Source organism: Kitasatospora sp. NPDC058032, from assembly GCF_042885845.1.
In the GTDB taxonomy this organism is placed as follows: domain Bacteria; phylum Actinomycetota; class Actinomycetes; order Streptomycetales; family Streptomycetaceae; genus Kitasatospora.
This window is the reverse complement of record NZ_JBHVRK010000005.1, coordinates 127056-142067: the sequence shown is the minus strand read 5'-3', so window position 1 is coordinate 142067 and position 15012 is coordinate 127056. Positions and strand designations below refer to the sequence as shown.

Genomic DNA, 15012 nt, shown 5'->3' with positions numbered 1-15012 from the left:
GAATGCGTCCCCTCGCTCAGCGCAGCTTCGGGTCGAGGGCGTCGCGCACCGCGTCGCCCAGCATGATGAAGGCCAGCACGGTGACGGAGAGCGCCGCGGCCGGGAAGAACAGGACGAACGGGGCGGTCCGGATCACCTTCTGGGCCGAGGAGATGTCGATGCCCCAGGAGATGGTCGGGTCCTGCAGGCCGATGCCGAGGAAGCTCAGCGTCGCCTCGGTGGCGATGTAGCCGCCCAGCGCGATGGTCGCCACCACGATCACCGGGGCGACCGCGTTCGGCAGGATGTGCCGGAACATCAGCCGTCCGGTCCCGGCCCCCAGCGCCCGTCCGGCCACCACGAAGTCGGACTGTTTGACCGTCAGCACCGCGCCGCGCATGACGCGGGCGATCTGCGTCCAGCCGAGCACGCCCAGCGCGACGACCACCGTCCACACCGTGCGGACGGAGAAGGCGTTCAGCAGCACCAGCGCACCGAGCAGCAGCGGGATGCCGAAGAAGATGTCGATGATCCGGGAGAGCACCGCGTCCACCGTGCCGCCGAAGTAGCCGGCCACCATGCCGGTCAGCCCGCCGAGCACGGTCACCGTCGCGGTCACGAAGATGCCGACGGTGATCGAGGCCCGGGCGCCGTACACGACCCGGGCGTAGATGGAGCGGCCCTGGCCGTCGTAGCCGAACCAGCCCGCGCCGAAGAAGTCCGTCCAGTCCGGCCGTCTGAGGTAGTTGTGGACCAGGTCGGCCTTGCGCGGATCGGCGTCGGTGAACGCCCAGGGGAAGATCGCCATCACGATCAGCAGCACGATCAGCACCGCCGAGATCAGGAAGATCGGCCGCCGCCGCAGGTCGCGCCAGGCGTCGCCCCAGAGGCTGCGGGCCGCCTCCCGCTTGTCCGGGTCGCGCTCGATCAGGGTCTCCTGCTCGACCGCCATGCCCTGCTCGCCGGCGTAGTCCAAGTGGTCCACTCCCGGCTTGGGATGCGGCTCGTAGGAGTTCTCGTCGTGGACGTCAGGCATAGCGGATCCTCGGGTCCAGGACCGCGTAGAGCAGGTCGACGACGAGGGAGGCCACCAGGTAGACGATCACCAGCACGGTGACGATGCCGACCACGGTCGGCCCCTCCTTCTGGTTGATCGCCCGGTAGAGGACGTTGCCGACACCCTGCACGTTGAAGATGCCCTCGGTGACGATCGCGCCGCCCATCAGCGCGCCGAGGTCGGTGCCGAGGAAGGTGACCACCGGGATCAGCGAGTTGCGCAGCAGGTGACGGCTGATGATGGTGCGCCGGGGCAGCCCCTTGGCCACCGCGGTGCGCATGTAGTCGGCCCGCAGGTTCTCGCCGATCGAGGTGCGGGTGAGCCGGGCGACGTACGCCAGCGACAGCGAGCCCAGCACGATCGCCGGCAGGATCAGTTGCGAGAGGTCCCTGGAGTCCTGGACGGTCGGGGTGACCCAGCCCAGGTTGGTCGCGAAGACGGTCTGCGCGATGTACGCCAGGACGAACACCGGGATGGAGATCACCAGCAGGGTGAGGAACAGCACCACGGTGTCCTGGATGCTGCCGCGCTTGAGTCCGGAGACCAGGCCCAGCAGCAGTCCGAAGATCATCTCGAAGGCGAAGGCCAGCAGGGCCAGCCGGATGGTGACCGGGAAGGCCTGCGCCATGATGTCCGAGACCGGGCGGCCGGTGAAGCTGGTGCCGAAGTCGCCCTGGAAGAGGTTCCCCATGTAGTGCAGGTACTGCTTCCAGATCGGCTGGTCCAGGTAGTACTTGTGCTTGAGGTTGGCGACCACGGCGGGGTCCGCGGCCTTCTCCCCGAACAGTGCCGCGACCGGGTCCCCCGGCAGCGTGTAGACCATCAGGAAGATCAGCAGCGTGGTGCCGAAGAACACCGGGATCATCTGCAGCACCCGCCGCAGCACGTAACTGCCCATCCGAGCCTCCTTCCCGGAGAAGTGATCGAGTGCCCGGGCCCCGCCCTCCGTGCGGGAAGGGCGGGGCCCGCGGGGGAACCCAGGCCGCGCCCGGTCAGCCCTTGACCTCGACCTGCGTCCAGGCCGGGTTGCCGAAGGAGTCGAACGTCACGTTCTGGACCTTGGTGGAGTAGCCCGAGTTGGTGCGGTAGTACCAGAGCGGGATGGCCGGCATGCCCTGCGCCAGCACCGCCTCGGCCTGCTGGTAGCCGGTCACCGTGTCGGAGACGCTGGCGGCCTCGTCGGCCTGGGTGGCGAGCTGGTCGAACTGCGCGTTGCTGTAGCCGAAGTCGTTGGACGCCGCGCCGGTGCGGTACACGTCGGCGAGGAAGTTGGCGTTCAGCGGGTAGTCCTGGACCCAGCCGGTGCGGAAGGCGCCGTTGATCTGGTGGCCGGTGATCGCCGCGCGGGCGGTCTTGAAGTCCGGCTTCGGGTCCCCGGTGCACTCGACCCCGGTGTTCTGCCGGATCGAGTTGCAGACCGCGTCGACCCACTCCTTGTGGCCGCCGTCGGCGTTGTAGGTGATGGTCATCCTGTTGCCGGGGACGCCGCCGCCCTCGGCGATCAGCTGCTTGGCCTTGGCCGGGTCGAAGGTGCAGTTGTCACCGCACTGGCCGGCCTTGTAGCCCTCGACGCCCTCGGCGACCCAGGCGGAAGCCGGCTTGCGCGAGCCCTGGAGCACCGTCTTGGTGATGGTGTCGCGGTCGATCGCCATCGACAGGCCCTGGCGCACCTTCGCCTTCTCCGGCGGGGCCCAGTCGGCCTGGTAGAGCGTGAAGCCGATGTTCTGGATGGCGCCCTGCGGGGCGTCGATCGCCCGGTCGCCGAGGTCGCTCTTGTAGGTGGCCAGCGCGGAGGGCGGCACCTGGTCCATCACGTCCAGGTTGTTGGACTGCAGGTCGGCGTAGGCGGCCTCGGAGGTGCTGTACATCTTGAAGACGATGCCGCCGTTCTTCGGCTTGTCCACGCCCTGGTAGTCCGGGAAGGCCTTGGTGACCACCTGCTGGTTGTGGTCCCAGCTGACGAACTGGTAGGCGCCGTTGCCGACCGGCTTCTGCCCGTACCCGGCGGGGTCGTTGTAGAAGGCGTCCGGCAGCGGGGAGAAGGCGATGTAGCCGAGCTTGTACTCGAAGTACGAGACCTTGTGGCTCAGCTTGACGGTGAAGTGCAGGTCGTCGGTGACGGTCAGCCCGGACATCTTGGCCGCGGTCGGCTGGCCGCTCTCCGGGTGGACGTCCGCGTAGCCCTCGATGTCGGAGAACCAGGAGCTGTTGATCTGGTTGTTGGTGGTGGTCGCGGCCCAGTTCCAGGCGTCGACGAAGTTCTTGGCGTGCACCGGGGTGCCGTCGTGGAACTTCCAGCCGTCCTTCAGCGTGACGTCGAAGGTCTGCGAGTCGCTGGTGTCGATCTTGTCCGCGACCTGCATCCGGATCTTCGCGTTCGCCGGGTCGTAGTCGACCAGGCCCTTGAAGAGGTTCTGCAGGATGCGCCCGCCGCCGGTCTCGTTGGCGTTGGCCGGTTGCAGCGCGTTCTGCGGCTCGCTGCTCTGGTAGCTGAAGGTCTTGCTGCTGTCCGACGAACCGCTGCTGCCGCCCCCGCCGCCGCTGCTGCTGCATCCGCCGGCCACCAGGGCCACGGACGTCGCTGCGGCGAGGACCCATCGAGCACGGGTGGCCACGGGCATGGAGGTCCCTCCTCAAGGTGTGTGACGCATCACACCCCATGAGAAGCTCGGCCGCCCGGCGGCGCGAGTGCGGTACCCCCGGAAGGGTGCACGGGCCGCCGCACCGGTTGACGCCCCGGCAGGCCCGGCGCGCGAACGCCGAAGGGGCCCGCGCCGCGAACGGCAACGGGCCCCTCCGGGCGGGAACGGGCGGGCCGTCAGGCCGCGGCCGTCTCCCGGACGGCGGCGAAGTGGCACGCCGACTGGTGCTTGGCCGGGCCGCTCAGCACCTCGGGCACCGCCAGCAGCGGGACCTCGGTCGAGCAGCGCTCCTCCGCCTTCCAGCAGCGGGTGCGGAAGCGGCAGCCGGACGGCGGGTTGGCCGGCGAGGGGATGTCACCGGTCAGGATGATCCGGTCGCGGTTCGCGCGCGCCTCCGGGTCCGGCACCGGCACCGCGGAGAGCAGCGCCTGGGTGTACGGGTGGGTGGCGTTCTCGTAGATCTCCTCGTCCGTGCCGATCTCGACCATCTTGCCGAGGTACATCACGCCGACGCGGTCGGAGATGTGCCGGACGATGGAGAGGTCGTGGGCGATGAACATGTAGGAGAGCTCGAAGTCGCTCTGCAGCTGCTCCAGCAGGTTGATCACCTGCGCCTGGACGGACACGTCCAGGGCCGAGACCGGCTCGTCGCAGATGATGACCTCCGGCTTGAGCGCCAGGCCGCGGGCGATGCCGATGCGCTGGCGCTGACCGCCGGAGAACTGGTGCGGGTACCGGTTGATGTACTCCGGGTTGAGGCCGACGACGTCCAGCAGGTCCTGGACGGCCTTGCGGCGGTCGCCCTTGGGAGCCACCTCGGGGTGGATCTCGAAGGGCTCGCCGATGATGTCGCCGACCGTCATGCGCGGGTTGAGCGAGGTGTACGGGTCCTGGAACACCATCTGGATGTTCCGGCGGACGGCCTTGAGGCCCGCGCCGGACAGCTTGGTGATGTCCTCGCCCTTGAACAGGACCTGGCCGGAGGTGGCCGTCTCCAGGTGCATCAGCACCTTGGCCAGCGTCGACTTGCCACAGCCGGACTCGCCGACGATGCCGAGCGTCTCGCCCTTCGCCAGCTCGAAGGAGACGCCGTCGACGGCCTTGACGGCGCCGACCTGCTTCTTGAACAGGATGCCCTGGGTCAGCGGGTAGTGCTTGACCAGGTCCTTGACCTCCAGGATGGGCTCAGCCATGGAGGGTCTCCTTCCAGAGGTGGCACGCGCTGCGGCGGCCGGTGAGCTCCTTGCCGTCCTTGTCGGTCACCTGGTGCAGCTTCGGGATCTCCGTGCGGCACAGGTCGGTGGCGACGTCACAGCGAGGGTTGAACGCGCAGCCGGCCGGAACCTTCAGCAGGTTCGGGGGCAGGCCCTTGATCGCGTACAGCTCCTGGCCCTTCTGGTCCAGGCGCGGGATGGAGCGGAGCAGGCCCTTGGTGTACGGGTGGGCCGGGCGCGCGTACAGCTCGTGCACCGGGGCGGTCTCGACGATCCGGCCGGCGTACATCACAGCGATCTTGTCCGCGACGTCGGCGACCACGCCGAGGTCGTGGGTGATCAGGATCAGGCCCATGTTGTACTCGTCCTGCAGCTCCGCGAGCAGGTCCATCACCTGGGCCTGGACGGTGACGTCCAGGGCGGTGGTGGGCTCGTCGGCGATGATCAGGTCGGGCTCCATGGAGAGCGCCATGGCGATCATGATGCGCTGGCGCATGCCGCCGGAGAACTGGTGCGGGTAGTCGCCCACGCGCTGCTTGGCCGCGGGGATGCGCACCCGCTCCATCAGCTCGATGGCCTTCTCCCGGGCCTCCTTCTTGGAGGCGCCGCGGTGCACCCGGAACATCTCGCCCAGCTGCGCGCCGACGGTCATCACCGGGTTCAGCGAGGAGAGCGCGTCCTGGAAGATCATCGCGATCTTCTGGCCGCGGATCTGCCGGCGCTCCTCCTCCTTCATCGCGAGCATGTCCTGCCCGCGGAAGAGGATCTGGCCCTGGCTGATCTTGCCGGGCGGCATGTCGAGGATGCCCATGATGGTCTGGGCGGTCACCGACTTGCCGGAGCCGGACTCGCCGAGCACCGCCAGGGTCTCACCGGCGGAAACGGAGTAGTTGACGCCGTTCACGGCCTTGGCCACGCCGTCCCGGGTGTGGAACTCCACGTGGAGGTCCTTGACCTCCAGCAGCGGGGTGCCAACCTCCAGGCGGTTCTTCTGGTTCTTCTCGATCACGGTGGTCATCGGGTCGTCACCTCTTCTCTCAGCGGAGCTTCGGGTCGAGGGCGTCGCGCACCGCGTCGCCGAGCATGATGAACGCCAGCACGGTGATGCTCAGCACGGCGGCCGGGAAGAGCAGGACGTGCGGGGCGTTCAGGAAGCGGGGCTGAGCGTCGCTGATCATCAGGCCCCAGGAGATCTGCGGGGGCTGGACGCCGATGCCCAGGTAGGACAGCGCGGCCTCGGCGCCGATGTAGACGCCCAGGGAGATCGCGGCGACGACGATGACCGGCGCGACGGCGTTCGGCAGGATGTGCCGGAAGGTGATCCGGCCGGAGCCGGCACCCAGCGCGCGGGCCGCCATCACGTAGTCGTTGTTCTTGTTGGCCAGCACCGAGGCGCGCATGATGCGGAAGATCTGCGGCCAGCCGAGCACGGCCATGACGACCGAGACCGAGATGGCGTTGCCGCTGCCCCACATCGACATGATCAGCATGCCGCCGAGCAGCAGCGGGATCGAGAAGAAGATCTCGGTGAAGCGGGACAGGATCGAGTCGACGATCCCGCCCTTCCAGCCCGCCAGCAGGCCGAGCAGGGAGCCCACCACGGTGACCGTCAGGGTGGTCAGCACACCGACGGTGACCGAGTTGCGGGCGCCCCAGATGGTGCGGGTGTAGATGTCGCAGCCCTGGACGTCGAAGCCGAACCAGTGCTCGGCGCTCGGACGCTTCAGCGAGTTGTCCAGGTCGCAGGCGCCGCCCGCGAACGGGCTGCCGTCGGTGAACAGCTGCGGCACCGCGGAGATGACCAGCAGGCAGAACACCAGCACCGCGCCGATGATGAAGACCGGGTTGCGGCGCAGGTCGCGCAGCGCGTCCGACCAGAGGCTCGCGACGCGCTCGGGCTTCTGGGCCTTCGCCGCGCCCTTCTCGCCGTTGTCGCCGGAAGGGGCCTCGGGGCCCTTGGTGATGGTGTCACTCATAGCGGATCCTCGGGTCGAGCACGGCGTACAGCAGGTCCACGAGCAGGGTGGTGATCAGGTAGATCAGCACCAGCAGCGTGACCACGCCGACGATGATCGTTCCCTGCTTCTGGTACACGGACTGGGCGAGCAGGCCGCCGATGCCGTGGATGTTGAAGATCCGCTCGGTGATGACCGCACCACCCATGAGACCGCCGAGGTCGGCGCCCAGGAAGGTGACGATCGGGATCAGCGCGTTGCGCAGCGCGTGACGGCCGATCACCCGACGGCGCTTCAGGCCCTTGGCGACCGCGGTGCGGACGTAGTCCGCGCGCATGGTCTCCATCAGGCTGGTGCGGGTCAGACGGGCGACGTACGCCAGCGACATCGAGGCGAGGACGAAGGCCGGCAGCAGGTACGCCCGGAGCCCGTCCTCCTCGTTGAAGGACACCGAGAAGATCTCGATGCCGTAGTCGTTCTTCAGCTTGACGCCGAGCACGAGCTGCAGCACGAAGCCGGTGACGAAGACCGGGATCGAGATGACCAGCAGCGTGCTGATGAGGACCAGCTGGTCCAGGAACTTCCCCTTGCGCAGGGCCGCCATGACACCGGCCGCGACACCGACGACCGCCTCGATGACAAAAGCCACCAGGGCGAGGTTGACGGTGTACGGGAAGGCGTCCCCGATCATCTCACTCACCGAACGGCCGGTGAGGCTCTCTCCCAGGTCGCCCTGGAAGACGCCGGTGATGTAGTTCCAGTACTGAACGAGGAACGGGTCGTTCAGGTGGTACTTTTCGCGGATCATGTCCGCGACGACCGGGTCGGCTCGCTTCTCGCCGGCCAGCGCCTGCACCGGGTCACCGGGCAGGTAGTGGACCAACGCGTAGATCAGCAGCGTCGCGCCGATAAGGACAGGGATCGCCTGTATCAGTCGGCGGATCACATAGCGGCCCATTAGACCTCCACACTTTCGGACAAGGAAGGGAGGCGGGGGGAGCCGGACTGTGGTCCGGTCTCCACCCGCCCCCTAACGTCTGCGTCTCAGATCAGCCGGCGAGCTCGACCTCGGCCAGGTTCATACGACCCTGGGCGTCGGTGTCGAAGTTCTTGATCTTCTTGGAGTACGCGGCGGAGGACATGTAGGTGTAGACCGGGATGTACGGCAGGTCCTCGATCAGGACGTCGTCGGCCTGCTGGTACAGCTTCAGGCCCTCCTCCGGGCTCTTCGCCTGGTCGGCCTGGTCCAGCAGCGACTCGAACTTGTCGTTGACGTAACCGCCGTAGTTCGAGCCGTTCTCGATGGCGACCTTGGAGAAGATCGGACGCTCGTAGTTCTCGATCGACGGGTAGTCCATCGACCACGCCATGCGGAAGGCACCGGAGTACTGCTTGGCGCCGAGCGCGTCCAGGATCTTGCCGAACTTCTCGAACGGCTTCGTGGTGACCTCGACGCCGAGGTTCTTCTTCAGCTGGTTGGCGACGGCCTCGATCCACTCCTTGTGGCCGCCGTCGGCGTTGTAGCCCAGCTCGATGGTGTTGTTCGGGACACCGCCGGCGGTGTCCCACAGCTGCTTGGCCTTGGCCGGGTCGAACTTCGCCGCGTCGCCCATGGCGCCCTTGCGGTAGCCCGGGATCAGCGGGTTGATGAAGTCGTCGGCCGGGACACGGGTGCCCGCGAAGATCTGCTTGGTGATCGCCTCGCGGTCGATCGCCATCGAGATCGCCTTGCGGATCTCCGGCTTGCCGTAGGTGGCCGGGTTGGTCGAGATCGGGAAGCCGATGTAACCGACGCCGGACTCCGGCTTGTAGATGTAGCGGTCGCCGAACTCGCCCTTGACGGTGCCCATGGCCGAGATCGGGAGCTTGTCGGTGGCCTGGATGTTGTCGGCGCGCAGGTCGTTGTACGCGGTGTCCAGGTTGTCGTAGATCTTGAAGGTGACGCCCTGCAGCTTCGCCTTGCCGTCAGAGGCCGGGAAGTTGTCGTAGCGCTTGACCTTGATCTGCTTGTTGTGCTCCCACTTGCCGTCCATCTGGAACGGGCCGTTGCCGATCGGGGCGTCCCCGAACGACTTCGGGTCCTGGAAGAAGGCCTTCGGCAGCGGGTAGAACGCGTTGTACCCCAGCATGGTCTTGAACTGGGAGAACGGGTTGGTCAGGGTGACGGTGAAGGTCTTCTCGTCGACGACCTGCAGGCCCTTGAGCTTGTCGGTGGCCGGCTTCTTGTCCTTGCCCGGCGAGAGCTCCTCGGAGCCCTCGATCTTGGCGAAGAACGGCAGGCCCTCGGCCGCGTTGTCCTGGTTGGCGCCCCAGTTCCAGGCGTCGACGAAGGACTGGGCGGTGACCTTCTCACCGTTGTGGAAGGTGTAGCCGTCCTTCAGCTTGATCGTCCAGACCTTGCTGTCCGGGGACTCGATCGACTCGGCGACGCGCAGCTTCGGCTCGTTGGTCTTCCGGTCGTACTCGACCAGGCCGGCGAACAGCTGGCCCAGGACCTCGGCACCCTCGGACTCCGCGGTGTTCTGCGGAACCAGGCCGTGCTGCGGCTCACCGAGCTGAACGGCGATCGAGCCGCCGCCGGAGGCGGCCTTGTCGTCGCTCTTCGAGCTGGTGCTGCAGGCGGTCGCCGCGAGGGCGATCGCGGTCGCCGCGACGATCCACTTGGTCTGGGTTGCACCACGCATGGGGGGATGCCTCCTGAATTCGACTTTCCAACGAGGAGAGCACCGCGGGCGGTTGATCCGGTCCGCCGTGCCGTCCGCGCTCGTGGTTTCGGCGCGCACCCCTGCGCGTAACCCTTGACCCGAGCCTGACTGCACCCACTATGTGTCACGCACGGACACGAAAGTGACCACTGCCGATCTCAATTAGGTCACATGAACGGTCGGTAAGTTTCGAAAATCGGACATAAGAGACATACTCAGACAGGCATCAACCGGACAGTCGTCATGAATGACGGACTGTCACGTTCGCTCAGCGGACACCTCGGCGTGGTAAGCGCTATTCCGTTTATACGCGCGTCGACAGCGTGGAGTAGTTGAAAAAGTTCGCCCCCCTTCCCATCGGAAAGGGGGGCGAACGTTTCCGGCCAAAGCGCCGCCGGAAGGGCTCAGAAGGCCGTGATCACGCCTTCTTCGCGCGCGAGGCGGTACGGCCGCGGTCCTTCTGGTCCAGCACGACCTTACGGATGCGAACCGTCTCCGGGGTCACCTCGATGCACTCGTCCTCGCGGCAGAACTCCAGCGACTGCTCCAGCGAGAGCTTGCGCGGCGGGACGATCGACTCGGCGACGTCGGCGTTCGACGACCGCATGTTGGTGAGCTTCTTCTCCTTGGTGATGTTGACGTCCATGTCGTCGGCGCGCGAGTTCTCGCCGACGATCATGCCCTCGTACACCTCGGTGCCCGGGTCGCAGAAGAGCACGCCGCGCTCCTGCAGGTTGGTCATCGCGAAGGCGGTGACCACGCCGGCCCGGTCCGCGACCAGCGAACCGTTGTTGCGGGTCGTCAGCGTGCCGAACCACGGCTCGTGGCCCTCGTGGATCGAGTGCGCGATACCGGTGCCGCGGGTGTTGGTGAGGAACTCGGTCCGGAAGCCGATCAGACCGCGGGACGGGACGACGAACTCCATCCGGACCCAGCCCGAGCCGTGGTTGGACATGTTGTCCATCCGGCCCTTGCGGATGCCCATGAGCTGGGTGACGGCACCCATGTGCTCCTCGGGCACGTCGACGGTCAGGCGCTCGACCGGCTCGTGGGTCTTGCCGTTGACCTCCTTGGTGACCACCTGCGGCTTGCCGACGGTCAGCTCGAAGCCCTCGCGGCGCATGGTCTCGATCAGGATGGCCAGCGCCAGCTCACCGCGGCCCTGCACCTCCCAGGCGTCCGGGCGCTCGGTGTCCAGGACGCGCAGCGAGACGTTACCGATCAGCTCGCGGTCCAGGCGGTCCTTCACCTGGCGGGCGGTGACCTTGCGGTCGACCCGGCCGGCGGACTTGGCGTCCGCGCCCTTGCCGCTGCCGCCCCGGCCGACCAGCGGCGAGGTGTTGGTGCCGATGGTCATCGAGATGGCCGGCTCGTCCACCGTGATCAGCGGCAGCGCGATCGGGTTCTCCGGGTCGGCCAGGGTCTCGCCGATCATGATGTCGGAGATGCCGGCGACGGCACAGATGTCACCCGGGCCCGCCACCTCGGCCGGCTTGCGGGTGAGCGCCTCGGTCATCAGCAGCTCGGAGATGCGGACGTTCGAGATGGTGCCGTCGCGCTTGATCCAGGCCACCGTCTGGCCCTTGCGCAGCTCGCCCTGCTCGACGCGGAGCAGCGCGATGCGGCCGAGGAAGTTGTCGGCGTCCAGGTTGGTGACGTGGGCCTGCAGCGGGGCCTCGGCGTCGTAGGTCGGGGCCGGGACGTGCTCCAGGATGGTGGAGAAGAACGGCTCCAGGTTGTCGCTGTCCGCGGGAACGGTGCCGTTGTCCGGCTTGGTCAGCGAGGCGACGCCGTCACGCGCGCAGGCGTAGACGATCGGGAACTCGATCTGGTCCTCGTCCGCGTCCAGGTCGAGGAAGAGGTCGTAGGTCTCGTTGATGACCTCGTCGATCCGGGCGTCCGGACGGTCGGTCTTGTTGATGCAGAGGATGACGGGCAGCCGCGCGGTGAGCGCCTTGCGGAGCACGAAGCGGGTCTGCGGCAGCGGGCCCTCGGAGGCGTCGACCAGCAGGACGACCGCGTCCACCATCGACAGACCGCGCTCGACCTCGCCACCGAAGTCGGCGTGGCCCGGGGTGTCGATGATGTTGATGGTGATCGGCGCGCCACCATCCTTGGGGTGGTACTTGACCGCGGTGTTCTTCGCGAGAATGGTGATGCCCTTCTCGCGCTCCAGGTCGTTGGAGTCCATCATCCGGTCGTCCAGCTGCTGGTGAGCGGCGAAGGCACCGGCCTGCTTGAGCATGGCGTCGACCAGGGTGGTCTTGCCGTGGTCGACGTGAGCGACGATGGCGACGTTACGGATGTCGTTGCGCGTGGGCATGCCTAGCGGATTCTCCTGGAATCGTGGGTTAGAGCGCCCGGCTGCGTGACGCGCACTTGCGACCCCTGTCGGCCGCCACCACCCGTTCCGCCTGCTACTACCGGTCCACCCGCCGGGCAGAACATGCCACGGCTTCCTCCTATGGTACGGGGAACCGCCGAGCTCGGCCGAAACGGGCATCGCGGGCCCGGTCAAGATCACAGCTCGGTCACGCCCCTTTCACCCGGTGTTCCACCTCCGCCAGGCTTCGGCCGTGATCCACCACCTCCGCTCCGTCCTCCCTCCGATCGTCCTCGGCGCCGGCACCGTGGTTCTGTTCGCCAAGGTCGACCACGGCCTCCCGCCGTGGACCGCGCTCGGCTTCCTGGTCGGCACCCTGCTGGGCCAGGAGCCGCTCTCCGACCTCTGGCTCCTCCTCACCCACCGGCTGGGCGGGGGACGGTTCCTCGGCGTCTCCTACGGGTGGGGGCGGGTGCTGTGGCAGGGAACGGTCGCCGGGGTCCCGGTCACCCTGGGGCTGCGGCCCACCAGCGGCCTGCGCCTCCACTGGGGCCTGCTGCCCGTCCGGGCCCCGAGGCTGCGGCTCTGGGCCTGCTCGGTCGGCTGGCTCGCCGTGCACGGCGGTCTCGGAGCCTGGTTCGCGCTCTCCTTCACGGGGGCGGCCCGGGGCATCGGGCTCGGCCTGCTCTCCACCCTCGTTCTCCTCCTGCTCCTCGGGGCGCCGTCTCCGATCAACTCGATCTGGGCCGTCCTCGTCCTGCCCTTCCGCCCCCGGGCCCTGGAGCACCACCTCTGGTCGACCCGCGACATCACGGCCGAACGGCTGCTGTGGCGCGGCCGGATCCCCGAGGCACGCGCCGTGCTGGACGGGCCCGCCCCGGCCCAGGCGGGTCACACCCGCCTCACGGCCGCCGGGGTGGCGCTCGCCGAAGGCCGCCACGACGAGGCCGACCGGATCATCGAGCTGGCCCTGGCGCGAGGCTGCGGCCCGCGTCAGGCGCACGCCGTCGCCGCTGCGGTGATCGTGTGCCGCAGCGACAGTGGGGAACTGACCCCGGCCAGGGCCGGTGCGCTGTTGGCCCCGCTCCTGGAGGTGTTCGGCCACGACGAGCGGGCCAAGCTCCGCTACGTTCAGGGGGCGGCCGATCTCGCGCGCTTCAACGGCGATCCCGAGGCGGCCGTCCGCGCCGCCCGCCGCCACGCGGTCGACGCCCGGCTCTCCCCGCACTGGCGGGCTCACGCCGGCTGCACGCTGGCCGCCGCCCTGATCGCGACCGGGAAGCCCGAACGGGCCAGGAAGGCTCTCGCCCGCGCCCGCCGGGAGTGCCCCGGCCTCACCCGGATCGCCGACGTGGAGCGGATGCTGGAGCGGCCCGTCGAGGTCCGTTAGCCCGCCGCCCAGCCGAGGTCCTGGAGACGGGGGCGGGCCAGGCCCCGGATTCCGGCGCCGACCAGGCCGTCGCGGACCGCCACCGCCTCCGGGCGCTGGAAGAGCGGGACGGAATGGCCCAGCTGCCAGATCCGCGCGTCGGTCTCCTGGAGCAGGGCGCGGCGGGCGTCCGGGTCGGGTTCGGCGGCGGCGAGGCCGAAGAGGCGGTCGATCTCGTCCGTCCCGGCCCGCGCGTAGTTGCGGCCGGCCTCCGGGGCGCCGTCCGGGCCGGGGCGGGGCTTGGCGTAGACGGGCCGCTGCTCGTCGGCCGGGGCGGGGCCGGCGGGCCACGAGAACAGGGCGAGGTCGTAGTCGCCGGTGGCCAGGTGGTCGCGCAGGACGGCGTCCGCCGGCGCCTCCACGACCTGGACCGCCGCCCCGATCGCGCCGAGGTCCGCCGCCACCGCGTCGGCCGCCCGCCGGAGGGTCGCCGAGCCGGCCGGGACCAGCAGGGTGAGCGCCAGTTCGCGGCCGTCCCGGGCCCGGGTGCCGCCGGTCGCGGGGCGCTTCCAGCCGGCGATGTCCAGCATCCGCCCGGGATCGGCGACGCCCAGTGCGTCGGAGTCGTCCCGGTAGCCGGGCTGGTCGCCGGCCAGCAGGTGGTGGCCGAGCGGCGCGGCGGGCAGTCCGAACGGGGTCAGCGCGGCGTCGGCGGCGTGCCGCCGGTCGACGCCGCGGGCCAGCCCGCGGCGCAGCACCGGGTCGGTGAGCGGTTCCCGGGCGGCGTTCAGGGTGAGCTGGGCGAGGCCGGTCCCGGCGGCCCGGTGCAGGGTGACGCCGGGCAACGCGGCGGCCCGGCGCAGCGCCTCGGCGGTGTCGGGCCCGGCGTGCTCGACCGCCGCGGTCAGCGGGGCGAGGTCGAGCCGGCCCCCGGCCAGTTCCTCGGCGCGGTGCTCGGGCGGGACGGCGAGGAACTCGATCCGGTCCGCCTTGGCCGGCTCGCCCCACCAGAACGGGTTGCGGACCAGGGTGGCCCGGCCGCCCGCCGGGTCGTAGCCGTCGACCAGGAACGGGCCGGCGGTCGGGTGGGCGGTGCCGCCGGGCAGCGGGCGCTCGAAGGCGGCGGGGGCGGCGGTCTCGGCGGCGGGGTAGAGCGGGCCGAACAGGGCCTGCCACTCGGCGCAGGGCTGTCGGAAGGTGACCCGGACCTCGTGCGGGTCGGCGCCCTGGGTGATGGCGTCGACGGCCGCGTACCCGGCGGGGCGGGCGGCGGTGGCGGCGGGGCCGGTGAGCGCGGTCCGCTGGGCGATGAAGTCGGCGGCGGAGAGCGGGGTGCCGTCGCTCCAGACGGCGTGCGGGTTGAGGTGGTAGGTGACCACCTGGGGCAGCCGTCCGGGCGGGGTGGACTCGGCGGCGGTCAGGTAGTCCGGGTCCGGCGTCCACTCGCCGTGCGCGTCCGGCCGGAACAGCGCCGGGTAGAGGGCGTGCGCGAGCAGTGCGGAGTCGGCGGTGGCGGCGCCCTGGTAGGCGTTCAGGGTGGCCGGGACGGCGTCCACGGCCCAGCGCAGGGTGCCGCCGTCGCGGACGGCGGCCCGGTCGACCGGGCGGACGTCCCCGGTGACGACGGCCGGGGCGGGCGGCGCGGGGTCGGGGGTGCGGACGGTGCGGGCCGGGTCGGGGCCGCCGAGGCAGCCGGCCGTGGCACCAAGGGCGAGCAGCAGCGCGGCGGCTGCGACGGGGAGGCGGGCGCGCATGGCGGCCATGGAAC

Annotated in this window: 11 protein-coding genes; 1 reads left to right on the top strand and 10 read right to left on the bottom strand. The window is 69.5% G+C overall.

The window, feature by feature from the left end:
- Positions 1–16 precede the first annotated feature (16 nt).
- The 9 genes from ACFVUH_RS10660 to typA form a co-directional block, all read right to left on the bottom strand.
- Positions 17–931 carry an ABC transporter permease gene (locus ACFVUH_RS10660; RefSeq protein ID WP_387912774.1) on the bottom strand — a complete coding sequence of 305 codons (915 nt, stop codon included), beginning with the start codon at positions 929–931 and terminating at the stop codon, positions 17–19.
- Between the two features lie 76 nt (positions 932–1007).
- Positions 1008–1934: an ABC transporter permease gene (locus tag ACFVUH_RS10655; protein ID WP_355370000.1), complete on the bottom strand. Its 927-nt coding sequence runs from the start codon at positions 1932–1934 to the stop codon at positions 1008–1010.
- Positions 1935–2028: 94 nt separating this feature from the next.
- The gene (locus tag ACFVUH_RS10650; protein WP_387912454.1) at positions 2029–3657 is read right to left on the bottom strand and encodes an ABC transporter substrate-binding protein; all 1629 of its coding nucleotides are present in this window, start codon (positions 3655–3657) and stop codon (positions 2029–2031) included.
- 197 nt (positions 3658–3854) lie between these two features.
- Positions 3855–4871: an ABC transporter ATP-binding protein gene (locus ACFVUH_RS10645; protein ID WP_387912452.1), complete on the bottom strand. Its 1017-nt coding sequence runs from the start codon at positions 4869–4871 to the stop codon at positions 3855–3857.
- Positions 4864–5910 carry an ABC transporter ATP-binding protein gene (locus tag ACFVUH_RS10640; RefSeq protein WP_355369994.1) on the bottom strand — a complete coding sequence of 349 codons (1047 nt, stop codon included), beginning with the start codon at positions 5908–5910 and terminating at the stop codon, positions 4864–4866. The genes ACFVUH_RS10645 and ACFVUH_RS10640 overlap by 8 nt, the downstream gene beginning before the upstream one ends.
- 19 nt (positions 5911–5929) lie before the next feature.
- A complete protein-coding gene (locus ACFVUH_RS10635; protein WP_387912450.1) occupies positions 5930–6868 on the bottom strand; it encodes an ABC transporter permease in 939 nt (312 codons plus the stop codon).
- Positions 6861–7805, bottom strand: coding sequence for an ABC transporter permease (locus ACFVUH_RS10630; protein WP_350546867.1), 945 nt, complete (start codon positions 7803–7805; stop codon positions 6861–6863). Before ACFVUH_RS10630 ends, ACFVUH_RS10635 begins: the two co-directional genes overlap by 8 nt.
- Positions 7806–7896: 91 nt before the next feature.
- Entirely contained in the window at positions 7897–9531 is a 1635-nt protein-coding gene (locus ACFVUH_RS10625) for an ABC transporter substrate-binding protein (protein ID WP_355369990.1), read from the bottom strand.
- Between the two features lie 439 nt (positions 9532–9970).
- Positions 9971–11875 carry a translational GTPase TypA gene (gene typA / locus ACFVUH_RS10620; protein WP_387912448.1) on the bottom strand — a complete coding sequence of 635 codons (1905 nt, stop codon included), beginning with the start codon at positions 11873–11875 and terminating at the stop codon, positions 9971–9973.
- Between the two features lie 253 nt (positions 11876–12128).
- On the opposite strand from typA, the gene ACFVUH_RS10615 reads away from it, so the two are divergent.
- The gene (locus ACFVUH_RS10615; RefSeq protein WP_355369986.1) at positions 12129–13265 is read left to right on the top strand and encodes a hypothetical protein; all 1137 of its coding nucleotides are present in this window, start codon (positions 12129–12131) and stop codon (positions 13263–13265) included.
- Here ACFVUH_RS10615 and ACFVUH_RS10610 read toward each other — a convergent pair.
- Positions 13262–14998, bottom strand: coding sequence for an ABC transporter family substrate-binding protein (locus ACFVUH_RS10610; protein WP_387912447.1), 1737 nt, complete (start codon positions 14996–14998; stop codon positions 13262–13264). The genes ACFVUH_RS10615 and ACFVUH_RS10610 overlap by 4 nt on opposite strands.
- Between the last annotated feature and the right edge of the window lie 14 nt (positions 14999–15012).